The organism is Rhodococcus sp. I2R (assembly GCF_020889545.1).
GTDB lineage: Bacteria > Actinomycetota > Actinomycetes > Mycobacteriales > Mycobacteriaceae > Rhodococcoides.
The window spans coordinates 148,836-171,746 of sequence record NZ_JAHUTG010000012.1; the positions used below are offsets into that span (position 1 = coordinate 148,836).

Here is a 22,911-nt window from a genome sequence, read left to right on the forward strand (position 1 = left end):
AACCTGGTGGCGCACTCAGTCCTCGCGCGCGTGTAAATACGATGGGGAAGGCGTCGTCACTTTCGTTCTCGCGGCGGCAACGGTCGTGGTCAAGGACGCCCACACGAGAGGGGAGTGGGCGATGTTGCCGTCGCCCGCAACCCACTTCGCCAGTTGCTCTTGCTGCCAACGATAAAGCGACTGCAATGGGTTGGCGCTGGCGTGTGCGCGATCCACCGCAAGCGCAAGATCGACGGTAGGGACGACAGACTTTCGAAGACTGGCAGTCGTATGGAACGCATGATCGGTGGGAAGCGTCCAACGTGTGGTGGTGACCAGCGACGCGCCGGAATCCACCATGGCCATGACCAAGCCGAAAGTCTCCACAGAACGAAAGTCGACGCCGCCCTCGCACGCAATCAGAGCAACACGTGACGGAATCGGCCAAATTTCGTGACCAGACAGCGGTCTATTTGAACCGTAGGCCCTCCAAACTTGTGGATCGGTGCACTGCTGCGTGCCCAACAGAAAGTCCAGCGCGCACATTGGGAGATGGTCACCTGGATGGGCGGGTGCTCGCTCACCGAGACGGGTCCGCGGTCGCAGCGCCTCGGCCATTCCCCAACGGCCCGCATCGGAACTCGGTGCACCTGACGTGTCGTGCAGATGGATGGACGCCGAACCCGGTTCATCCGTGGTCGAAGATACGTGCCCGAAGTAGAACAATCTCGAGCGCGGGATGCGTAATTCGCGCGACAGGTCGACTCTGTCGACAGTCTGCGACGCGTTCAACCCCGTCGAAGACGCCGCACTGGCGGAAGCGTTGGCATGTGCTGCCAACCCAGCGAGGAGGGCGTTCTTCGCGATGCCCGACAGTGTGCGGCCGAGCCCGTGGTCCATGGCGCGGGTTGGCAAAGATGGATCAAGGATGTGCAGCGCGGGAAGGTGTTCGACCTCGCTCCATGCAGGCGGGAGGACGGTGCGTTCGGCATGCACCGTCGTCGGGGGGTCCAGCGTGACCATCGCGACGTCCAGCAACCGCCGATCAGGTGTGACGAACAACAGCTCCCACGGCACGCGCGCCAACCGTGGACTGGGCGTCACACGTAGGTGGACACCTCCATGACGCAGCGACCGCTCGACGATCTCCTCACGCAGCGTCGTCGGAAACATCACCTCGGTGAGGGCCGCGGACAACGTTCTTTCGCTGTCAGGCTTCGCAAACGCGCCCGTGAGCAGCGCGCGACGGGTGGCCGCGTCCTTCGATTCGAATTGGTCCGTGCCGACAGGCAAGGGTGCGAGCAATGCACAATCGAGTAGATCGACAACGTCCTTCACCACGGTCCCGTCGAGCCTGACCGCCTGCGAACTCCCCGGGGTGTCCAACCAGGTCCACGACAGGTAGGTATCACCGGCGTCGGCGGCCCGAACCAGGACCGTCGGTTGATGCGCGCTGCTCATTCGCTTCCCGACAACGGCGATGGCAGTAGCTCGGCCAATAGCGGCTGCGCTCCTGCGGGTTGGTCGTGTCGTGACTCCAACCGGTCGACGAATGCTTCGATGGCTGCAACTCGGTTCGCGACGAGGATGGCAAGCGGTGTGTCCGAGGCGTCGGCAGCCGCCTTCAGGACATTCAACGCTGTCAGCGCCCGGCCGGCTGCTTCGACCGCGTCGCGCACGAAGCCATCCGCGGCCGACTGGGCAAAGGCTAGAACGTCCTCGTCGGCACCGAGATTCACGGCCGCGAGAACGGCGTGCGCGGTACGATTGAGCATCCACGCGTCGAGCATGTGGCGGTCGACGCTGATCAGTGGTTCGGCCATCGGTCCCGAGCGCAGACGCCGAGGTGGGGTGTCGGCGTCGAACAGTCCGAATACGGTTGTATCAAAGGATGTTTCGTCTATCGGAAGAGATCCGACGAGCGCGTGGCCCTGCACCATCATCGGTATCGTTGCGATCAGCTTTCCAGTTCGGTCGGCAGCGAAGCCGAGGATCCGGTTCGCCTCACCACACTGCGGGTCCACGGCTGCGTCGAGCTCAACTGAGAGCAGTACGCGGAGCGTCGGCGTGGTTGTATCCACCTCGGCTGTCCACTCGGGAGTACCTGCACCGCTCCACCGCAGAATTCGCGGGGGCAGCACGTGCGGATCGATGTACCCCCGTTGCACCTCGGCGCGGGCGATCGACGGGCCGCCCGCCATACCCACATCGACGAGGCCGAAAGACTTGTCGTCGACGAGCTCCTCCAGCCAACGCTCGAGCTTCGTCTCGTCGATCTCCCGGACCGTATCGACCCGGTCGGCCATCGAGAGCAACGGATAGCCCCAGGACAGCCCTGTTGTTGCAGCGCTGGCAGCCCTGGTCAAGTTGGCCAGCTCGGATAGTGCGCCGCCGGAGAGTTCGCCGTTCACTGCGTCGTCGACAAGTGAATCCAAGGCCGGAAGAGCATGGGCGACGAGCCTGCTCGCGCCGTCGGTGTCGCCTGTTCGGCGCCGTGCACCGGCCTCATCCAGCATCAATGCGCCCTCGTCGATCGGAGACATCCACCAGCGTGCGACCGCCGCGGTCGTAGCGCGTCGTGTCCAGTCGGCATCGAGATGAAAAGCCTCGCAACTGATCACGGCTCCAGGACCGTCGAACTCGAGCAGGTGCGCAAGGTCGGACTCGATACACGCTCGGGCCAGGGAGCCCACGTCGGCATCGCGTGCGATGGTCCATCCCATCAGCGTCGACGGATCCGCTGCATCGACGACGACGTTCACTCCAGGTGCCAGTTCTAGGAAGACTTCTGCTACCGCGGGCGCGGTGTCGCCGTCCCAGTGCATTCCTGCGTCGTCGACGCGGATCGGGTGGCGGTTCATCCCGCATTACCCGTCAGGCGATCCCACGCGACTCGATGTCCGCGCAGTGCGCTCAGCACGTCGGCGGTCTTCTCGGACCACGTCTGATCCGGCTTCCTACTGCCGACCAATTCGACACCATCGTTGCCGAATACGTCGTCGTCGTGGATAGCCATAGCGAGCGCGCCCCTCGTCAATTGCAATGCCAAAGAAATCGATGCGGTGCGGGTCGGCGCCAATGTGTCGGATGGGCGCACTTGGTCGTACCTCTCACGTAAGGTCTGCTCGAGCGCGCTCGCACTGTGTCCGGCGACCGAGCCGGCGTCTGCCAAGATCTCGAGCGCTATCGCCCGCTCCCAGCACATCGCCTGCCCATTCCACTTCCAACTCCACGCATTGTTCGATTCGATTGGAGTTTGTGCCAAGTACGAGCGGGCCTGTGTGAACAGGGTCTTGATTTCGGTGCTGCGGTAGCCGAGTTCCAGATGCGATGTGTCCAAATCGCTTGCCGACTTCCTCGCGCTCGCCCTGATCAGCGCACGCTGCAGATCCTGCCTCGCACGCGCGAAGTTCGAACCGTAGACCTCGGCTATCGTGTTCTCGTCCAGCTCGGCGGCATCCATATAGAGTCTGAGCAGGTTCCGTCGCGCGCGACGCCACGCCTCGCCGTGCACGTCCGCGGTGGTGTAGAGGGTGCTGCCTTCGAGTAGCGGGAGATCCGAACGGAATCGAGTGGAATTCGATTTTGTCAGGAAGCGGTCGAGCTTGTGCTCGACGTACGAGATCTCGTGCTCGGTCGGGAGCCGATCCGACACGTCAGCTTCTCCGTATAGCTCGGTCAGTCGCTCGATTGCGGCAGCGACCGAGGCGGAGACCCTTTCGTCGGACACATCGTCGATACGTTCGCGATACTCCGTCAGCTTGCCGTTGTACGAGCGCATCGACGCCGCGACAATCGCCGAACGAAAGCGGTTCGGGTTTTCGATGTAGTGGTCCGCGTGGTTGCGTGACGCCACGACTGTGCCGCATGCCTCCGAGGTGACCATCGCTTGGCGAGCGGCGGTCCGCGGTGGACCGTCCTCGTACTTGCGCAGCACCTGCGCAATACGTGCAGGCAGTCCGACAGGGCGTTCCAGGCGGACGTCGGCAACGACACCAGCCGAGCACCGCGCAAAGGTGTCCCCGTACTCGACAGCGACGGCACTCACCAGATCCCACTGATCGACGCCTCCGAGAACTTCATTGGTGCCCAGCCGCAGGCGTCGAGAAGCTTCCGGCGAAAACCGTCGCGCCACCCACTCGGCAGAACCCAGCGTCCCCATCCAGGCCGCCAAGTCTTCGGCCAGGTGTTTCACATTAGGCTTCGGCTCCGCAGTCGCTCTGACCCACAGAGCGATCAGCTGGTTGCGCGAAACGGACTCTTCGGCGTATCGCCCCCTGCCGAGCTCCCTGCCCACCCACCATCCACTGATTGCCCAGTCAGTGCGAGCCGACTGAAGCGGCATGCAATCGACTCCTTCGGTTCTTTGGTCCCGGGTCATGGTGCCAAGAAAACGTGGCCCTGCACAGCGGCGTCATTCATTCAATCTACGGGCTGTGTCCTTCTGCCGAACGACTACCGCGCACCGTGGATCTGGTCGATCATGTATCCCGCACTCGAGGTCTCGAAGTGTCTCGCATCGCCGCGCCCGCGGCATGGTCCAGCGGAAGTGAGCGGCATGACCGCGGTTGTAGTCATCTTGGGAACCGCAATGATGGTGACCTACTTCGTGCTCGGTCGCAGATTGATCGATACCCGCGACACAAGACCGAAAACGCTGTCGGACCTGTACCCCTACGGAAGCGCCTTCTTGGCGGGGTTCGTAGCGACCGCCGCATTGATTCAGATAGGTGGATCGGGATCGATTGCGGTCGGTTCGGCTGGAACGCTTGGATTGATTGTCGCAGTGTTCGCCCTCACAACTGGTTGGCTACAGAATATTCCGCCAGTCGAATTGGGTAAAGATCTGCTGTATTCCGTTCTCGGTCTTGTTGCCCTGATACCGGCTCTGTCAAGTGTCACCGCGCCGACAATCTGCGGGGTCGAGAGCAATATTCCATTGCGGATCAGCGTGATAGCGCTCTTCCTTGCTCTCGCAGTCCTCTGCGGTGGCTTCAGCTTCTATCTTCGACCCAAGCGATACTCAGCGGTTAGCAGCGTCGGACTGAGCTGGTTCGGTGCCAGTGAGATCGTCTTGTTCTTGGCCTCTCCGGTCGGGTTGGCAGGTGGGCCCGGACCTGAAATCGCCGGTATTGTCGGGGCCGTCGCTCTGGGAGTAATCATCGGATTCACCCCGGAGCACGGCTTGTTGACGGTAGGCGTGGGGCTTGCCTGCGTCTTCCTGTGGACCTCGGCGACGGGGACGACGTTGGACTGCCAGCATGTCGATTCGCTCGGCTCGGTCACTGTTTTCACTACCTACGCGGTCGTGTTCGGCCTCGGACGTTTTGTGATCGGGAAGGTTCGCACGGGGAGGGTGTCCAGATGACTTCCGAGACCGCATCTTTGGATGCAGAGATGTACGCGGGTGTCCGCTTGGTAGAGGAGGGTCGCGCGCGCGACGGACTGCACGTATTGGAACAAGCGTTGGCCGGGTGCGAGCAGGCGGGTGATGTGCGTCGTATCGGGTTGTGCTTGCGCTGGGTCGGCGCTGCCCATGCTGAACTTGGGTCGAGTGAGATGTCCATACGATCTCTACACCGAGCGATCGTGAATTCGTCGAGTGCGGACGACGTTCCTCTCGAGGCGGACTGTAGGGGATTGCTGGGTCTGGTGTTGTTCGACAGCGGCCATACCGAGGACGCCGTCGAACAACTTCGTCAAGCATGCGCGCTGAGCGAATCGTGCGGCGACATCGAGTCCGAAGCGAACTGTTCGAGCGCTCTTGCCGAAGTGTACGAAGAGATGAGCTGCTATGAGCCGGCGAGAACGTTCTATCAACGTGCGGCCGAGCTCTTCTGGTCGGTCCACTATGCAGCCGATTCGGCCGAGAACCGAGAGAGTGCCGGCCTGTGTTCGATCGATCTTGACGAGTCAGAGGCTGCGCGGGATGACTTCGGGTTGGCTTGTGAGCTGTTCGCGCGCGAAGGTGACGACTTCGCTGTGGCACGTTGCCAGTTCTTGCTCGGTGTGTGTTCCGTCGAGGACGACCCTGCCGGGGCTGAACGGAACTTCAAAGCCGCGATCGCGCATCTCGACGGGCCCGAACACGCGGATCTGGAAGGGGATTGTTGGGAACAACTGGGTGATCTGTACCTCGACGCTCAACGCGTCGACGAGTCGTTCACAGCCTTCGGAAACGCCCTTGCCCTCCACGAGCGAACCGGGCGCGCTGTACGAAGCGCCCACTGCCACAAGCAGGTCGGCCGACTACACGCACACCTGCGAGCGGTCGGACCCGCGGTCGAGTCGTTCGAGGCCGCACGCAACCTGTACGTGGATGTCGATCCTGGCGAAGCCGTCGACCTCGACATCCTGCTCGGTCGCATCTTCGAGGACCTCGGAAAGTACCCCGCCGCGATAGCCAGCTACACCCGAGCCCGGAAGACAAGTATCCCGCTTGATGACGATGTTGTGACGGCGTTGTGCGACATGAACACCGGCACCGTGCGAATGCATCTCGGCGACCACACCACGGCGCGAGCTCTTCTGGTCGGCGCTGCCGACATCTTCGCGCGATACGGGGCGCGGGTCGAGGAGGCGCAGTGTCTGCGATACCTATCGGCCGTTCAGCCCAGCACTACGGAGCAGAGCGCCGAGTTGCTCGCCAAGTCCCTGCGGCTGATCGACGGCCTGGGTGAGGTCGAACTGGAGCTCGACTGTAACCAGGACCTCGCGCTCGTCCAATACACGCAGGGAAACTACGAGCGCGCGGTGGGGGAGTTCGAATCGGTACGAGAGGTATTCCTCGCCCTTGGGATGGACATGAAGGCGGGGCTGTGCTTGCAGAGCGTCGGAATGTGCCTGATGAGCTTGGGACGATACGAGAAATCCGCACGCGCACTGATCGAATCGAGGGCCGTTTTCGTCAGACACGAAATGCCCGCTGCAGTCGCCATATCGGACGCTCACCTCGGCCAGCTCTACCTCGATACCGGTCGATTCGACGACTCCGAACACGCGTTCCGTCGTGCACGGCAAGTGCTCGAGACCGTCGGCGCGATGGATCGACTCGCAATGGTCGAACAGAACCTCGGCGGGTTGTACCTGGCACGAGGCGATCTCGATGCTGCCGAGCTCGCGTACTCGCGGGCGCACGAGCAGTTCGCAGGTCTCGGTGACTCTGCGAAAAGTGCCGTCTGTCAGTGCAACATCGGGGCTGTGGCGTTCAAGAAGGAACAGTTCGCACGAGCATCGTCCCTGATCGGTCAGGCTCTCAGCCGCCTCGAGCGCGACCCAGACCAGCGGAGATTTGTCGCCTGGGCGCACCGCAACCGCGCATGCGCCGAATTGGCGCAGGGCAACAGTGAACAGAGTCTGGTCTTCCTCGGTTCGGCACGACGTATGTCGAAGGAACTCGACGCGCTGATCGATGTGGCGAAGTGCGACTTCATGGCCGCGCTGTGCCAGGCGTCGGTTCCTGGTCACGACCGTCTGCGAGCAGCCGTTGATCTAGCGCTGCCCGCACTGCTGTACCTCGATGCCCAACGGTTCCAGTTCGCCGGTGCGGCAGCCCGTAGGTCGTGGTCAACGACGATATCGTTGTGGAACTCGCATGTATTCAAGTGGGCACATGAACTGGGTGACGCGACGCTCTTGGCTGATCTGATCGAGTCGGCGATCAACTCGGGTACCCACGTCTCAGAGGTGTCAGTCGACGCGCATGCAGCGCTCTCCGAAGTGAGTTTCAGCGCCGACAGTGACGCACCCACTATGGACGTCGCCGACGCGGTGGCTGGCGTCGCGAGGACTCTGATCGCCGGCTCCGTTCTACCCATGCGGCCGCCGCCGAGGTTGTCGATGCCGGGCGGCCGGATCGTGCTTGGGCAGTTCCTCCAGTCCGTTGACACTCGCTATGGTCTGGTCGTTCGTCCCGCAACGGTGAACGTCGCATGAAGTGTCTGTCGAAGTCCACTGTTCCGTCGATTGGACGACAGACACGGCTGCGCTCGGGATCTAGTGTTGCAAACTGTCGCTACCCGTCACAGAGTGACGTGTTCGTCCGGACGAGTAGGAATCGAGAGCTTTGGCCGAGATAAGCAGAAGACGATCCGCGCATCGTGCAGACGCAGTATTACTGCAGCCGATAGGCAAGCCCAATGCCCTTGCCAAGGGTGCGCCGCCCAACAATTACCAGCTTTCCCAGCGGATGAAGCGTCGCTCCCGAGAACTTCTCTTAGCAGTCGGCACAATCGACACGTCGCTAGATCCGCGGGCCAATGCAGAGATCATGAAATTGATCCGAGACGATTACGATGCACGTCAGGGCGGGGCGCTGATCGGGCTGTTCGGCCGCTGCTATCTCGGGCCACCTTACGTTGACCACAAACTCGATATTTACGGCAACATTTGTCAGCACTACACGGCTTCGGACACTGTCGAAATGCCCTACAACAACGCACGTGCACTGGTTCGAAACGACGCATATGCGTTCGTGGAACTGTACTCGGACGGATCGATCGTCCCCGTGCGCGACGACGGCGAGCCAGTACGAACCGGATCAACCTTCTAGTGAACTACTGGCCGACGAAAGGGCCCGTGCAATGACCGAAGACTACACACGCAATTTTCAGCAGGTCCTCAATGCAGTCAGTTCCGTGAACCACAATCTGTCGACGGTGAGTGACCAGGTGACCGATGTGACCACTCAGGTGGGGGTGGTATCGCGTGACCTTACCGTCACCACTGATGAGCTCCGAGAGCTGCGCAAGGACTTCCAGGAATACGTTCTGCAGGCCGAGCGCACAGCCAACGTTCAGCGGTCTGAAACGGTCCTCGGCAACGTCGAGGCTGCCCTCGAGCGCGAGTACGGTCACTACAAGGTGGTGCGCCGTACCTCGATCGGAACGCTTCAGGCGTTCGACCTCGGGAACGTCAGCAATCATACTGTGCAGCAGGTCAGCGAGGAGCTGATGATTCAGACTCCGCGCTACTGGCTTGCGCCGGCACTCGTAGCGCTCGCGAGTTGGTCACGCGACGACGAGGATCTGTGCTCGCGCTCGATCGACGCAGCCTTCTCGCGTGATCCCCGCAAGACAAGCCTTTTCTTCGCGCTCACTCTGCGACGCCAAGGTCGCTTGGAATCGTCGACGAGGTGGCTCAAGCACTACCTGTCGTCACTCGATCCGCACGCCCTCAGCCGCGAATTCGCAGTGATCCTGGAGGCGGCAGCACAGGACGCATTCGGTGCACACGGCCAACAGCTGATTGCGGCGCAACTCACCGAATGGAACCAGAGATTGCGCGCCGACCAGTCGGTCGTCGCCGCTCAGATCACAGCCTGGCAGGACGAAATTTCGCTGCATCGACCAACTGTGGTGGACGCCGAGTTCCCTCACCTATCCAAGATCAGCCCACAATGGGAGGAGGTGAAGCACGCGCTGGAGTGCGCGGGAGCCCTCGGTTTCACGCAGGCCAAGTACGCACAGATCAAGAACTCGCCGAATGATCTGGGGCTATCGACCATCGACCGTTTGGACGACATACTCGAACTGTTGGTGACCGAGTTCGACACCGAGGAACTCCCTTTTCAACGCGACGCGGTCTACCATCGTGCCGTCATCGAGCATGCTGGCGACCTCGATCGCGCCCGGCAGGAAGCCGACGCACTCAACGTCGCCCTCGAAGAGACACTCGACGTCATATCTCTTCAGACCCAATCAGCTTTGCGGCCCGAACTGTTGGGTGTTTCGATCGGCACCCAAAAGGTGGCAGTCGGCGTGTCGCGAGACGACTTTCAGCATGCTGTCGGCGCTTTCACCGCCGACTACCGGATGAAGCATCTGGACAAGGTGGAGTTGACGCTCGACCAGAACCACTCGAACTATGCGCAGACCCTCGGGTTCAAAGGCTGGAGAACCGATACCGAATTGGCCCAGGCAGAGGCGGAGAAGTCTCTGGCCGGAGTGTGGGAGTCATCGGTCGCCGAGTATCTCGAACGGGTCCGTTTCAAGGAAAGCTACTACCTCAAGGCAGGCGGAATCGCTCTCGCTCTTTCGGTTCTCGGTTTCCTCATCTTCGGTCTCGGCGGGCTTCTGGTGCTTCTCGTGTCCGGTGGCGCGGCCGGTTACATGATCTGGAAGAACAAGACCGACGCCGAGAAGAAGTACCAGGAAGCACTGGCGATGCGAGAGCAGGCATTTCAATTCTCCGTCGATATCTACCGAGCTGCAGTGGCCGAGTACGTCGACACGAAAATCCTCTATTCGGATGAGGACGCGAAGGAACAACCCTTGTTGAATCTGGTCGGCACGTGGCCCACAGTGGCAGGTAGGCAGGACGTCTCCGCATGATTGAAAACAACACAAGTTCTCCGATCGTTCGTCGGACGCAGCGAACGCCTTTCGTTCCGCCGAACCCGGAGCAAGCAGAAGGCCCAGCGGTGTCGCGGCTATGGTCGCTTGGTGCGCGGTCGTCGGGTAGAACGGAACTCCCACGTAATCGGAAGATCGCCGGAGATCTACCGTCCTGGGATCCGATGCCGCCCGGAGAGGTGCTCGTCCGCCGTGGTTCAGCTACGTGACAACAAGTAGTAGCGGCTATGAATTATGGGTGCGGGCACTGCGGACATGGGCGACGGATCCAGCGTATCCAATGTTGGATTTGCCTGTCTTGACAGAATCGTCGTTGCCCCCCAGCGCATACCAGCGACTTCTCGGGCATCTGAATATAGCCTTGTCCACCGCAATGACGCGTTGGTCGTCCGAATTCACTGTTCAGTGGGGTCGAGCCACAACCGAACACGACCGTGAACGCGCAATGGTTCAGATGCGCACGAAACTTGCACGTCGGTTGCAGCTCGCGGCACACCCATCGCTCCCCGCGGTGATTCGAGACCTCCTCTCGGAAAGCGCAGCGACTGACATCTGCAATCTGCAGCAGGAGATCGAAGACAATCTGCTCAAGAGCACCGAGAACGCGTCGAGCGACAGAAACGTTCGAGAACGGTTGTTGAAGACAGCGAGAGTGAACTCATTGACCGCCATCCTCGAACCCAACTTTCCGCTCGACGCACTCTTGCGTCCAGAGCCTGCTGCTCCGCCCACTGAAAGGCGAGTGGCGCTGGACGAGGGCTTGAGACACGTAGGTTCGCCTGGGGTGCAACGCAGTTCGAAGCGCAGGCTGGTGGTTGTCGAATGCAATCCGACCGAGGAAGGCCACAAGTAATGCCCAGCAAGGTCGACACAGCAGACATACTCGAGCGGTTTCTGAAAGCGCGGGTTCCTCTCATCGTTCTGCGTACGATCGAGGGAACGCGCGGCCTCGATCTGCTGAAAGGCGTTGCGTCCAAGTTCCGGGCGATGCCGTTTTACTATCACTCGCGGGCTACCGGATTGTTCGACATCACCAGTCCGACCCCTGTAATCGATGATCGCAGCTTTGTCGGGGCGCTCGACTTCGCCACAGCAACATTCTCCGCACGGAACAATGCCAACTTCATCCTGACGGACGTCGACGATATCGAGACTGATAGCTCGTCGGCGAGGCATCTGGCAGAAATCTCGAGACTCGCAGAGACTCATCAGGGATCGATCATTGTAATTGCCTCGGGGCCCGTATGGTCGGGCCTGTCCAGGTTGGGAATGTCGGTGGCTCTCGATTTGCCTGATGCCAGTGAGCTGTACACCGACGTGGTCAAAGCTTACGTCGACGACCATCGCGCCGTGATGCGCATCGAGTGGGAACACGAGGAGATGCGGCTCGCATCCGAGGCGCTCGTGGGCGTCACCGAAACCGAAGCGATCAATGCCATCACCACGATGCTTGCACGGGGGTCTCTGCTCAAGGACGATCTCTCGGAGCTTTCCGTCTTCAAGGACCAGATTTTCGGTGAGCTGAGTGGAATCGAACGTGTCAAATTGAAGGAGAACGACTATCAGGTCGGGGGCCTCACAACACTCCGAGAATGGTTGACAACGCGGCGCGAACTCATTCGTGCCGACCTCAGCGGAACCCATTTGCATCCTCCGAAGGGGGTATTGCTCGTCGGCGTACCGGGATGTGGGAAGTCGTTGAGTGCAAAAGCCATTGCCGCTGAGTGGAAGTTACCGCTTTACAGGTTGGACATGGCGTCAATCCTGGGCATGTATGTCGGGGTGTCCGAAAGTCGATTGAAAGAAGCACTCGATACTGCAGACCGGATCGCACCATGCATCCTGTGGGTCGATGAAATCGAAAAGGCTCTCGCTGGAGGCAATTCGGACTCTGGTACCACGACTCGACTGATCGGACAGTTTCTATTCTGGCTACAAGAATCGACGTCGAAGGTGTTCATGGTGGCGACTGCCAACGATGTGTCGGCGCTTCCTCCGGAGTTGCTTCGCAAGGGTAGGTTCGACGAACTATTCTTCGTCGATCTTCCGGACGAGCGGGATCGATCGGAGATTATCTGCCTCTACTTTCGCAAGTACTTGCAGGTCGAGCCCACCGCGGAACTCTTGGCCGCTCTGGCGGAGCTATCGGAGGGCTTCGCCGGCTCGGACATCGAGTCCGTTGTCCACGACATCGCGGCAGCGATGTTCATGCAGCATCGGGACACACCGCCCGGCGACGAATACATCAAAGACGTGTTCGCGAACGTCATGCCGTTCAGTCGAACCAACCCGGAAGAGGTGGCCGCAATCAGGGCGTGGGGTCGCGATCGAGCAATACCAGCAGGGCGATCGACTCCACTCGACGCGCGTCAGGCATCCGCGACAACGTCTCGCCGCCTAGTGATTTTGAGCTGAGAGCGTTCCCCGGACGTTATCCTCGACGGGTTGGCGTTCGCCAGGCGACATGATATCAAGTTCTCCGGGGGTGGGATTCGTGGTGGAATTTCTGGGCACCGAACCGATGAAAGTGGTGCCGGACGAGTTGCAGGTTTGTGCCAGTCAGCACGAACTGCGGCAGACGAGCTTGCCAGCCGCGTTCGGATCGCACGAACAGGATGTCATTCGGGTCTCAGATGGATGGTCGGGAGCCGCTGGAAGCGAGTTCAACGCCGCGGAGTGGCTCGACTCGAATGTCGCTGGGGCGCAGTCGCATCTGATCGAGCGAGAGGGGAATCTTCCCTCATGCAGAAGGCCCGCCATTCCCGACCTCCGCCAGTCGGCGGACTGGAGTGAAACTCAGGCGATGTGTGAGCGGTTCCGAGAGAGGAGCGGTCGGAAGACAGTAACCGCGAATCCCATGAACACTATTGCGACGATGGCAAGCACGACGACCTGGCCGACTGCGGCGTTTGGATCCGAGCGGGCCATCATGACCGCACCCATAGCTGCCACGGACGGTGGAACCAATGCGAACCAGCCGAGCACTGCGTACAGCGCTTTCTGGGCAGACCGTGTTCCGCGGAAGAGTGCGGCCGCGGTGATGGTGGTTGCTGGAACCACGAGACCGAGGTCGAGCAGGACAATGGACCAGAAGAAGGTGCGTGCATCTGCGAATTCGGAGGGCATCGCACCGCCGAGGATGGGGCCGAGGTATCGCGACACTACGAACGCTGCCAGCGCGAGCACGACTACGCCGCAGATACGTTGTCTGGTCGGTGTCATGTCAGGCATCGAAGCAGTGTCGGTGATCGTCCAGGCCCAGACGGCGAGAACGGCACTCAACGCGAAGATACCGAGGTCGAACAACACAACCGAGTTGAACGTCGCATATTCCGGGCCGAGCACATACTGCACGAACATGTACGCGGTGTAGGCGGCTGGGCCGAAAGCCAGCGGGCCAGCTGCGCGGTGACCTCGCAACGCCAGCACTCCGGCGGCAATGCTCAACGGGGTGACCAGGATGAGCGTGACGAGCTCGAGGCCGATCAGCTGGTTCTGCAAGGTGGTCGAGATCGGATAGTCGATGATTCCGATACCGAGTGGCCCGAGGAACGAATTCGATACCAGCAGAACGGCCAGGACGAACATGCCGGTTGCGAATGCGGCGTGCGCACTCGACAGCGGCGGCGGTGAACCATTGTTGACGCTCGCCGGCGACTGATCTCCTGGTCTACCAGGTGTTTTGGGCGTCACGGCAGGCCGCGTTGTTCCGAAGTGCCGGTGTGGTCGGCCGTTCGGGTCCACCAGATCACCGCGGCTCCGGTGACGAGGTAGATCACCTGCAGGAAGTGAAACGCGCGAATGGATGCGATCTCCGCGACTATCCACACAATCATGATCACCCCGGACAGGATGCTGGCCAGCTGCCAGCCCTCAATCCGTTTGACCATCGTCGACGCCGCGAACAGCGAGCTACCTCCCACGATCGCGAGCAGGATTACACCGGGGAAGTAGAGACTGTTGAAGTCTGTGTGCTCGACCCACGTGGGTTGTTCAGGGATCATTCCGGTCATCAGTGCAATCCCGCCGACGACCGACGACACCCCGTTGAAAAGTAGCAATCCGAGAACGAATTTGCTGACTTTGTTCATACCTGGCAGCCTATGCCCGCGACCGTGATTCGTCGCGTCGTCTACTCCCAAATCGCCGTCAACTTCCCGATGGACAGGTCTACTGCATCCTTCCCAACGACCAGCGGCGGGTGGTTCTTGAGCGTGCTTCCGAAGCTAGAACCGGTCAGAGTATTTGTTGTCCGCCCAACGGCGACGGCAGTGGCGTGGCCCGGCGATGCGTTCACGTATCGAGCTACCGCGGCACGTCATGACGGACGGCGCCGGATGACGTTGCCAGCTCTGCGCCGGTTGCGTCCGAAAGTCGAACGGAACCAATTGCCGGCTGTCGGCGTCTAACCTATTGATCGACGTGATCGAGGGGGTTTGGTGCGTAGACGGGTGGCGACGCTGGTCGCTGTGGCTACTTTGCTCGTGGGGTGCGGCGGCGGAGTCGAGGGGAGTCCGCTCGCGGCCGAGCGGTGGGATCCGTGCAGCATCCCCGCGTCCGCTATGGAAGCGACGGGGCTGGATCCGACCTACGTAAGCGCAGGGTGGGGCGAAGGGATATCGGTGCCGGATTGGTCCCTATGCACTTTGAGGGGGCCATCTGAAGACCCGTCGTACTTCTTCAATGTCAAATCGTCCGAGTCGCGCACCATTGCCGAAGCCCGCTCTGACGATTCACATCTACACGGTATCGACCTCGCGGTGGGCGGTCGCGACGCATTTAAATTCAGAACTCAAATGTCGCGCTCGATTACAGACTGCAACATTGCCGTCGCAGTCCCTCCTGGTGTCGTGGTGTTCAGCGTCGACTCCATGGGCACCAAAGAAATCGGTGGGGATCCTTGCGAGCTTGTGTACAAACACACAACAGAGCTCGTAAGTCTGCTACCGCCAGCCTGACACGAGGAGTAAAGATGGGCGATCCAAACCAGCCGACAACATACTGGCAATCCCTTGCGATTGCAGCTGATCAAGGCCATTTGTTCCTCAACCCAAGTGCTGCATCGGCATGCTATCGCGCGTGTGATGAGTACATAGCCAAGCTTCGAGATCACCAGACCAAGGCCGGGCAATTGGGAAAGATCAGCGGTTGGGGTGATTTCAAGTCCGGAACTGAGCTTCGTGACATGTTTGCGGCAAAAGCCGTGGGCGGGGACGACAACATGGTCGATGTCCTGCAGAGCCACATCGACGTAGTCGAACAGATGCAGGTCGTGTTCAAGAAGTTCTTCACCGCGACGGACAACGTCGACGAAACCAACGCCGCCGACGTGCGGGCCCAGGGTCCGAAGTAGAGCGCACCGACAACGCGCCAGCGCTACCTGATCTCAACGCCCAACATCGCCGCCAGCTCGCCGACGTACAAGTCCACCTCTTGCGCAATACCCCAGCGGTGGATGGATCTAAATCGTGTTCCCGGAATACCCGGTCGCCGAGATCAACACCCCACACTCGCGCATGGCGTTGACCACCCGCAGCGCCTCGGCCGGATGCGGGGCCTTGCCGGCGCCGACGAACTCGGTGCCGACGAACAAACCCGCGCCCCGGACGTCACCAATCGAAAAGCACTGCCGATTGGGCGGTGAATCAGAAGCAGCCTGCCCGCATCGATCTCTGACGCCGATCGGATTTCGACGCGCCCCCAGGCTTGTGACGCGCCCCCCCCAGGCTTGTTCAGCATCGCAACCTCCGCTGACTCCCACGCAGTGAGGAGGTTGGAAACAATGCACGACATCGACTACTCGACATTCGGTTGCAGGCAAAAACCGTCACGGAATCGAGTGCGTAAGGCTACTTCGAGGTTGGGTCCATGGCGTCCCTGAGCAGTACCGATCATTTCGCAGTAGGCCCAGGGATCGGCCCCCACATTGGATTCCCGAACTCGTCCTTGCCGTCGGTCGGCTCGATGTCACGATCCTCGGCGATCGCGAAGGGCATCGAATCGTCGTCTCTCGGCTCCATCGTCTGAATCACAAGGCGGTCTTGGTGCACCTCGAGGATCTCGACCAGATTGCCCTGGTCGATACCTACATCCTTCAGGCGGTCCGTAACCACCAACGCCAGCTCGAACGCTTCGAAATTGCTGGCCATCTCAGCTGGTCCATCCGGCAAGCGGCGTGGTTGGGCGGATGGCATCGTCCGCTTGAAGTGTCCAACCGCTGCTGTCCATCGTCTTCTTGCTGTCGCACAACGCTGCCCGGTGAGTTTCACGAGAACCGCGTTGACCCCTCCGTCCAGAGTGAAGTACCGATTATTGATAGCAGAGTATGCCTTCACCTGTGGATCGGAACCGATCGGCGCGCTCTTGCGTCTAATCTATCGACTGACGCTGGAGGAGGGGATTTATGCGGGCACGGGTGGCGATGCTGATTGCCTGGACAGTCCTGCTCGGGGGGTGCAGCAGCGGTATCGAGGGAAGTCCCGTCGCGGCTGAGCGGTGGGATCCGTGCAGCATTCCCGACGAGGCAATCCAGGCGACGGGGCTCGATCCTGCGACCAAGGACGAGGGCTGGGGTGAGGGAATAGTTGTCGATGATTGGGCGATATGCGAGTACTTGCTGCCAGGTGCCAGGGCGGCTTATGCGCTAGCCGTGCTGTCGTCTGTTGATCACACGATCGTCGAGGCTCGCGCGAAATCGGCCAATCGAGACGGCCGCGATCTCGTCGTGGGAGGCCGTGACGCGTACATGTATAAGACCGAGTTCGGTGCCGCAATCAGGGACTGCAACATCGCACTCGAAGTACCGCCGGGAGTTGTGGTGTTCACAGTGCTTTACCAGAGAGATGATGGCGCGGACGCATGCGAGGTAGGGCTCGAACATGTCCATGATCTGGAAAGTGCGGTTCCGGCCGCGCCCAAATAGGAGGTTTCGATGGGTGAACCTGCAACATACAGGCAGGCGCTCGCTGTGGCTGCCGATCAAGGACAGTTGTATCTCAATCCCGCGGCGGCGCAGGCTTGCAGCGCGGCTTGTGACGAGTACATTCTCAAGCTGGAGAACCATCAGCGAGAAGCACGGGTGCTGGCCAACACCAGCGGATGGGGAGACTTCGATTCAGGAAAGGAACTCGCGAGAATCTTCTCGGAGAAAGCCGTGGGCGGGGACGACAACATGGTCGATGTCCTGCAGAGCCACATTGACGTCGTTAAACAGATGCAGGTCGTGTTCAACAAGTTCTTCACCGCGACGGACAACGTCGACGACACCAACGCCGCCGACGTCCGGGCCCAGGGTCCGAAGTAGCGAGCACCGACAACTCGCCAGCGCTACCCGATCTCCAACACCCCCGCCAGCTCCTCGACGAACCAATCGACATCGACCCCACCTATGACCAGTGGCGGCCGAATCTTGAGCGTGTTGCAGAAGCATCCGGTCGCCAAGATCAACACCCCATGCTCGCGCATCGCGTTGACCACTCGAAGCGCCTCGGCCGGATTCGGTTCCCCACCAGGCCCGACGAACTCGACCCCCACGAACAAACCCGCACCCGGACGTCACCGATCGACCCGACCTCCGAAGCGACCCCTCGCAACCCAGAGACCAACCGAGAGCCCATGACCGAGGAATTGGCCACCAACTCCTCGTCACGGATCACGTCGAGCACCGCCTGCGCCGCCGCGATCGTCACCGGATTCCCGCCGAAAGTGTTGAAGTAACGCAAGTCCCGACCCAACTGCTCGGCCAGCGAACCCTGCATCACCAATCCTGCAATCGGCACCCCGTTGCCCATCGGCTTACCCATCGTCGCGATATCCGGCACCAACCCGTGCCGTTCGAAGCCCCACATCGAGGAACCCAGCCGGCCGAACCCGGGCTGCACCTCATCGGCCATCTTCAGCCGCGCCCGCGCCAGCTTCCACGCACCATACTTGTGATAGTCGAAATCCCAAGCGTTGCTGAGCTTGTGGTTCATACAACCCCACAAACCCCACTTGACGTCGGCAAGCGCGCTACACACCTGCACTCGGGAGATCATTGACCACTCGGCTTTGCCGTAGAACTCGGGAGTGTCCGATTAACGGTGGATCCGATCTCGGCGTCGGTTAGTTACCGTTCGGGGTGATACGTCCTTCGAAGGTGATAGCAAATGCATTGAGTGCTGGCTTCCACCTCATCGCCCATCGTGCCTTACCTTTCCCGGTGGGGTCCAGTGCACGCGTCGCCAGATATAAGCATTTGAGCGCAGCCTGCTCGGTCGGGAAGTGCCCACGAGCCCGCACGGCACGCCTGTAGCGGGCGTTGACGGACTCGATCGCGTTCGTCGAGCAGATCACCCGCCTGATCTCGGCGTCGTAGTCCAGGAACGGAACGAACTCGCTCCACGCGTTGTCCCACATCTTGACGATCGCAGGATACTGACCACCCCACTTTCCGGCGAACTCGGTGAACCGTTCCTTCGCCGCCGACTCCGAAGGAGCGGTGTACACCGGCTTGAGATCACGTGCCATCTCATCCCAATATTTCCGGGACGCGAACCGAAACGTGTTGCGTATCAGATGAATAATGCATGTCTGCACCACCGCCAGCTCCCACACGGTGTTGATCGCCTCCGGCAGACCTTTCAGTCCGTCGCACACCACGATGCAGACATCGGCAACACCTCGGTTCTTGGTCTCGGTGAGCACCGCGAGCCAGAATTTCGCGCCCTCACCACCCTCGCCGGCCCAGATCCCCAGAATGTCGCGTTCACCATTCACAGTCACGCCGATCGCGACATACATCGGCCGGTTGGTGACCTGCCCGTCCCGAACTTTGACGTGCACGGCATCGATGAAGATCACCGGGTACACCCGCTCGAGCGGCCGGTTCTGCCACTCGGTCATCTCCCCGACGACTTTGTCGGTGATACGCGAAATGGTGTCCTTCGAAACCGTCGCCCCATAGATGTCCTGGAAGTGCGCGGACACCTCACCGGTGGTCAAACCCTTTGCAGTCAAAGACAAAACGATCTCATCGATACCGGTCAATCGACGCTGTCGTTTCTTGACGATCTGCGGCGCGAACGAGGAATCGATGTCCCGCGGGACGTCGATCTCGACCGGGCCGATCTCGGTGAGCACCGTCTTCGAACGGGTGCCGTTACGAGAATTGCCGCTGCCGCGGCCGGCAGCGTCGTGTTTCTCGTAGCCGAGATGCTCGGTCATCTCCGCATCTAGTGCGGTTTCGAGGACGTTCTTTGTGAGCTGATTGAGCAGCCCGTTCGGACCCATCAACTCCACGCCCTGCTCCTTGGCCTGAGCCAGGAGCTGCTCGGCCAACTGCTTCTGATCCACCTCATCCGCCATAGGCTCCAGTGTTTCGGTCATCTCTGATCCTTCCCGCCAAGCTCAGCTCGGCGTGTCGAACCAAGATCGGATCAACCGTTTATCTGACAGTCCCTAGAACTCCTCGATCAGCTCCATCGTCTGCCGGAGCAAAGTTCAGCATTTGGGAGTTGTGGTAGGTCAGACGTGCGATGTCGTGGCTGCTTGTCGCTTGTTTCTGTGGCAAGGTGGTGCCTTGGTAGGCCTGTGGCTGTCGCGTTGGTCGAACAATGAACTTGTTGTTGCGGTGCCGTTGTGAGGTAACTCTTGGGGGAGTGGTCTGTTGGGGGAGATGTTGGGCGCTGATCTCGATGAGATCAGGTCGTTGGGGGCGCAGTTGCGTGTCAAAGCGGTCCAACCACAGGTCGAGGTCAGGACAGCTCGGTGCAGCGCTGATCGAGTAGCTGCTTCAACTGGCGCGTTTGCTTGTCATCGAATCCGATCACGTCGACTTCATCGATCCCGTTTCGAACGCCTGCGCAGACGTCGTCGAGTATGCGTCGTGTCGCACGTTCGGGCATTCCCAACCGGCCGGCGGACTCGACGAAATGCGCACGTGTCCAACGGTTCGCGCGCCCGTAAAAGTTCAACGCCATCGGGTCACTCCAGGACGCGTAGGGCTGCGTGCACAGAAGGTCGTAGGCGGGTGTGATCGACCAGATTCCCCGAGTGTTCTTGTGTATCGAATAGTTCTTGCCGTGCAGATCGCCGTTTCCGATCGCATACGAATAGGCCGTCAAGCGAAGAAGTTCGGCGGTGGCCTGGCGCGCGGAACCGCCGCCGCGCTCGACAGTGTCGGCGAGCAGCGCAATCACCGCTTCGGTCTTGATTCGGTACTTGGACGCGGGATAGAGCCCGGATACTTGGCACGCATCCTCTTGCGGTTGCCGTTGTTCACCGATCCGGTCGAATCGCGCCACGAGCAGACCGCTGATTCCCTTGTCGTCCTCGATCACGCGGTGTTCTGGTACCGAAAGCCCGCATCGACGTGCCAGATTCATGAAGAAGCTCTCGTTCTCGATCAATCGCGGCAGTCGCGCCGGCGGGGCGAGTTTCAAAATGGCGGGCCCGGCCGTAGTCGACACCGGGGTCGAGTACATCTGCGCGGACACTTTGCCCTGAACGCCCGGCAGAGCGGACGGATCCTGGCTCACCGACTCACCTGTGGACAGGGAATCGAAGAGGCGACGAAGATCTGGAACACGGTGCCTCGAATCGAATGCATTGCTCGCCAACGACATCTCTTGACCACGTGGAAGCACACGAACGTCCCCGATGGTGTCCGATCCGACCGCCAGCAGCAGTGTGAAGTGATCGTCCTCGGACGTCTTGGTAGCTGTTACCACTCCGGTGAGACGAACGCCTTCGGGCAGCAGGCCCGCGAAAAAGGCAGGGACGCTACCGCCCGATGCCCGCGTCTCGGGTGACGACTTCGGAATCGACCACGCGAGATCCGGCGCGCAAGCGCTGTCGAGGTAATCGCTGTCGTACAGAAACACGACGTCGTTCCCCACACGCGTCAGTGAGCCTGCGAGAAGATCGCCCTTGTAGACATCGGCTGCATCGACATCCCGCAGCTCGGATACTGGGATCATGTCGCGTCCAGTGGCGGCACGGGCGATCCGGCGCGCGTGAGCAATGTGATCTCACAGCCCAGCGCTTCCGCGACAGCAACCGCGCCGTCGAGCTGCACCGTGTCTTTTCCGCCCTCGAGCGCCTGGACTGTCGAGCGCCCCACGCCGGCGAGCAGCGCCAACTCGGTTTGAGTCATGCGCAACTGATGCCGACGCGCGACGAAGGCTCCGGCCAGCTCGCCGGAGTGCTTCCGAGCTCGTCGTCGTGGTTCGGGCATAGTCGCTCCTTGTGCTTGCGCAGGCATGCATATCGGAGCTTACATCGTGAACTATCCAGTGAACAGCTCCTATGCCTGTCAGCATAGGCATAAAAGAGCCGAATGAACATGTAGCCACGCTCCCCACAGTTATGCATGCCTTCTCATGCGTAAGCATCGGGTGAGCGAGGGACGCGGTACGGCATCCGGCCAGCACACACCGGCCGTGCGTTAAGGCGTGGAGGTCGACGAATAGTCCGGAGCGAGCAGCGGTCAGTCGTGGCTGTTGAGGTCTACGACCAATCGGATCACGAGTTCCCCGTCGACGACTCGCGTTCGTTGCTCGCAGATGGTGTTCATCAGCGCGGTTCCCTCGTCGATTCCGCGCCGATGTGTGAGGAGTCTGTCGATCGAGTTTTCGGCATTGGTCAACGCCGTTGCTGCCGCGGTGAGTTGACTGTTGGTCACGCCCCGATTGCCCGTCAGTGCCACGCGCTGAGCGCCGCGGGTGAATGTCGTGACTGCGGGCGGCGTCGGGCCGCCGGTGTTGGCCTGCCGAACACCGGCGATGTCCACACCGGGCAGCAGGTCGGAGGTGGCCTTGGCCGGAACACCGCCTATCGGATGCACAGCCACTACTCGATCGCCGAGCCGACGCAGCGCCGCATCGATGGACGCCACCGTCCCGGCGCGGTGCGTGGCCACCAGAACCGCGACCGATCCGGTCAGGTCCCGTTCCCAGTCGTCGTCGACGGAGAAGTTCTTCACCGATGACAGATAGTTCGCAGTCCACTTCGCGCCCAGTTCGGTGCGATGCACCATCGCGACGTCCACAGTGGGGAACAGGACGGACGGCGCGAGAGTGGCGGCGAGATTGCCGATCATTCCGTCACCGAAGATCAGGAGCGTCTGCGGCGTCTCCCTTGCCAGGCACGAGAGTGCGTAGCGCACGACTGCATACGGTTCGACGAGAGTCGCCCGGGCACTGGACAAACCGGGCGGAAGAAGCGACACCAATCCACCGCTGACGGCGGACGCACCGATGATGACCCGCTGCTGGAACAATCCTTCCACGTTGTGGCCTAGCAGGAACGACGAGTCGTGCGGGTGCGTCGGATTGACGACAACACGATCACCGACGGCGAATTCCGTCACCCCGGCACCTACCTCGACGACACGGGCCGCTCCCTCGTGACCGACGATCGGAGACGGATCGTCCCGATCTCCGCGCACGATCTGAATGTCCGTACCGCACAGCGATACCGATTCCGGAGAAATCAGCAGTTCGCCGGCGCCTGGTGACGGCGTCGGGCGCTCTTCGACGGCCGAGTGACTGCCGTGCCGAACGATGGCACGATGCGTCGAGTGTGTTGTCATAGCTCCTCT

Annotated in this window: 22 protein-coding genes; 10 read left to right on the forward strand and 12 right to left on the reverse strand. The window is 60.9% G+C overall.

Annotated elements, in window-relative coordinates; translation table 11 throughout:
* Nucleotides 1–15: 15 nt before the first annotated feature.
* From KVY23_RS14710 to KVY23_RS14720, 3 genes are read right to left on the reverse strand one after another with little or no spacing between them, the layout of a single operon-like run.
* Entirely contained in the window at nt 16–1,440 is a 1,425-nt protein-coding gene (locus KVY23_RS14710) for a CHAT domain-containing protein (RefSeq protein ID WP_230557220.1), read from the reverse strand.
* Nucleotides 1,437–2,840, reverse strand: coding sequence for a hypothetical protein (locus KVY23_RS14715; protein ID WP_230557221.1), 1,404 nt, complete (start codon nt 2,838–2,840; stop codon nt 1,437–1,439). The genes KVY23_RS14710 and KVY23_RS14715 overlap by 4 nt, the downstream gene beginning before the upstream one ends.
* On the reverse strand, nt 2,837–4,324 hold the full coding sequence (locus KVY23_RS14720; RefSeq protein WP_230557222.1) for a hypothetical protein: 1,488 nt from the start codon (nt 4,322–4,324) through the stop codon (nt 2,837–2,839). The genes KVY23_RS14715 and KVY23_RS14720 overlap by 4 nt, the downstream gene beginning before the upstream one ends.
* 213 nt (nt 4,325–4,537) lie before the next feature.
* Between KVY23_RS14720 and KVY23_RS14725 the strand changes: the two genes are divergently transcribed.
* The 6 genes from KVY23_RS14725 (at nt 4,538) to KVY23_RS14750 (ending at nt 12,746) form a co-directional block, all read left to right on the forward strand.
* Nucleotides 4,538–5,347 carry a hypothetical protein gene (locus tag KVY23_RS14725; RefSeq protein ID WP_230557223.1) on the forward strand — a complete coding sequence of 270 codons (810 nt, stop codon included), beginning with the start codon at nt 4,538–4,540 and terminating at the stop codon, nt 5,345–5,347.
* Nucleotides 5,344–7,914, forward strand: coding sequence for a tetratricopeptide repeat protein (locus KVY23_RS14730; protein WP_230557224.1), 2,571 nt, complete (start codon nt 5,344–5,346; stop codon nt 7,912–7,914). The genes KVY23_RS14725 and KVY23_RS14730 overlap by 4 nt, the downstream gene beginning before the upstream one ends.
* Before the next feature lie 130 nt (nt 7,915–8,044).
* Nucleotides 8,045–8,530 carry a hypothetical protein gene (locus KVY23_RS14735; RefSeq protein WP_230557225.1) on the forward strand — a complete coding sequence of 162 codons (486 nt, stop codon included), beginning with the start codon at nt 8,045–8,047 and terminating at the stop codon, nt 8,528–8,530.
* A gap of 31 nt (nt 8,531–8,561) precedes the next feature.
* Complete coding sequence (locus tag KVY23_RS14740) at nt 8,562–10,310, forward strand: hypothetical protein (RefSeq protein WP_230557226.1); 1,749 nt, start codon at nt 8,562–8,564, stop codon at nt 10,308–10,310.
* A 475-nt stretch (nt 10,311–10,785) separates the two neighbouring features.
* Nucleotides 10,786–11,184, forward strand: coding sequence for a hypothetical protein (locus tag KVY23_RS14745; protein WP_230557227.1), 399 nt, complete (start codon nt 10,786–10,788; stop codon nt 11,182–11,184).
* Nucleotides 11,184–12,746 carry an AAA family ATPase gene (locus KVY23_RS14750; RefSeq protein WP_230557228.1) on the forward strand — a complete coding sequence of 521 codons (1,563 nt, stop codon included), beginning with the start codon at nt 11,184–11,186 and terminating at the stop codon, nt 12,744–12,746. The genes KVY23_RS14745 and KVY23_RS14750 overlap by 1 nt, the downstream gene beginning before the upstream one ends.
* 381 nt (nt 12,747–13,127) lie before the next feature.
* Here the strand turns inward: KVY23_RS14750 and KVY23_RS14755 are convergent, their stop codons facing one another.
* Together KVY23_RS14755 and KVY23_RS14760 are read right to left on the reverse strand one after the other, a co-directional pair.
* On the reverse strand, nt 13,128–14,024 hold the full coding sequence (locus tag KVY23_RS14755) for a hypothetical protein (RefSeq protein ID WP_230557229.1): 897 nt from the start codon (nt 14,022–14,024) through the stop codon (nt 13,128–13,130).
* Nucleotides 14,021–14,422 (reverse strand): hypothetical protein, encoded by a 402-nt coding sequence (locus tag KVY23_RS14760; protein ID WP_230557230.1) that lies wholly within the window; start codon nt 14,420–14,422, stop codon nt 14,021–14,023. The genes KVY23_RS14755 and KVY23_RS14760 overlap by 4 nt, the downstream gene beginning before the upstream one ends.
* A 471-nt stretch (nt 14,423–14,893) precedes the next feature.
* On the opposite strand from KVY23_RS14760, the gene KVY23_RS14765 reads away from it, so the two are divergent.
* Together KVY23_RS14765 and KVY23_RS14770 are read left to right on the forward strand one after the other, a co-directional pair.
* Nucleotides 14,894–15,289 carry a DUF3558 family protein gene (locus KVY23_RS14765; protein WP_230557261.1) on the forward strand — a complete coding sequence of 132 codons (396 nt, stop codon included), beginning with the start codon at nt 14,894–14,896 and terminating at the stop codon, nt 15,287–15,289.
* Between the two features lie 14 nt (nt 15,290–15,303).
* A complete protein-coding gene (locus tag KVY23_RS14770; protein WP_230557231.1) occupies nt 15,304–15,684 on the forward strand; it encodes a hypothetical protein in 381 nt (126 codons plus the stop codon).
* 108 nt (nt 15,685–15,792) lie between these two features.
* Here KVY23_RS14770 and KVY23_RS24945 read toward each other — a convergent pair whose 3' ends face one another.
* On the reverse strand, nt 15,793–15,924 hold the full coding sequence (locus tag KVY23_RS24945) for a hypothetical protein (RefSeq protein ID WP_268995126.1): 132 nt from the start codon (nt 15,922–15,924) through the stop codon (nt 15,793–15,795).
* 298 nt (nt 15,925–16,222) lie between these two features.
* A complete protein-coding gene (locus tag KVY23_RS14775) occupies nt 16,223–16,480 on the reverse strand; it encodes a hypothetical protein (RefSeq protein ID WP_230557232.1) in 258 nt (85 codons plus the stop codon).
* A 254-nt stretch (nt 16,481–16,734) separates the two neighbouring features.
* On the opposite strand from KVY23_RS14775, the gene KVY23_RS14780 reads away from it, so the two are divergent.
* Nucleotides 16,735–17,253: a DUF3558 family protein gene (locus KVY23_RS14780; RefSeq protein WP_230557233.1), complete on the forward strand. Its 519-nt coding sequence runs from the start codon at nt 16,735–16,737 to the stop codon at nt 17,251–17,253.
* 9 nt (nt 17,254–17,262) lie between these two features.
* Nucleotides 17,263–17,634 (forward strand): hypothetical protein, encoded by a 372-nt coding sequence (locus tag KVY23_RS14785; RefSeq protein WP_230557234.1) that lies wholly within the window; start codon nt 17,263–17,265, stop codon nt 17,632–17,634.
* Nucleotides 17,635–17,773: 139 nt separating this feature from the next.
* Here KVY23_RS14785 and KVY23_RS14790 read toward each other — a convergent pair whose 3' ends face one another.
* The 5 genes from KVY23_RS14790 to KVY23_RS14810 form a co-directional block, all read right to left on the reverse strand.
* On the reverse strand, nt 17,774–18,304 hold the full coding sequence (locus KVY23_RS14790; protein WP_230557235.1) for an aminotransferase class III-fold pyridoxal phosphate-dependent enzyme: 531 nt from the start codon (nt 18,302–18,304) through the stop codon (nt 17,774–17,776).
* Between the two features lie 130 nt (nt 18,305–18,434).
* A complete protein-coding gene (locus KVY23_RS14795; RefSeq protein WP_230557236.1) occupies nt 18,435–19,697 on the reverse strand; it encodes an IS256 family transposase in 1,263 nt (420 codons plus the stop codon).
* 368 nt (nt 19,698–20,065) lie between these two features.
* Entirely contained in the window at nt 20,066–21,289 is a 1,224-nt protein-coding gene (locus KVY23_RS14800; protein WP_230557237.1) for a type II toxin-antitoxin system HipA family toxin, read from the reverse strand.
* Nucleotides 21,286–21,546 carry a helix-turn-helix domain-containing protein gene (locus tag KVY23_RS14805; RefSeq protein ID WP_230557238.1) on the reverse strand — a complete coding sequence of 87 codons (261 nt, stop codon included), beginning with the start codon at nt 21,544–21,546 and terminating at the stop codon, nt 21,286–21,288. Before KVY23_RS14805 ends, KVY23_RS14800 begins: the two co-directional genes overlap by 4 nt.
* A gap of 252 nt (nt 21,547–21,798) precedes the next feature.
* Complete coding sequence (locus KVY23_RS14810; protein WP_230557239.1) at nt 21,799–22,902, reverse strand: alcohol dehydrogenase catalytic domain-containing protein; 1,104 nt, start codon at nt 22,900–22,902, stop codon at nt 21,799–21,801.
* Nucleotides 22,903–22,911: the final 9 nt, after the last annotated feature.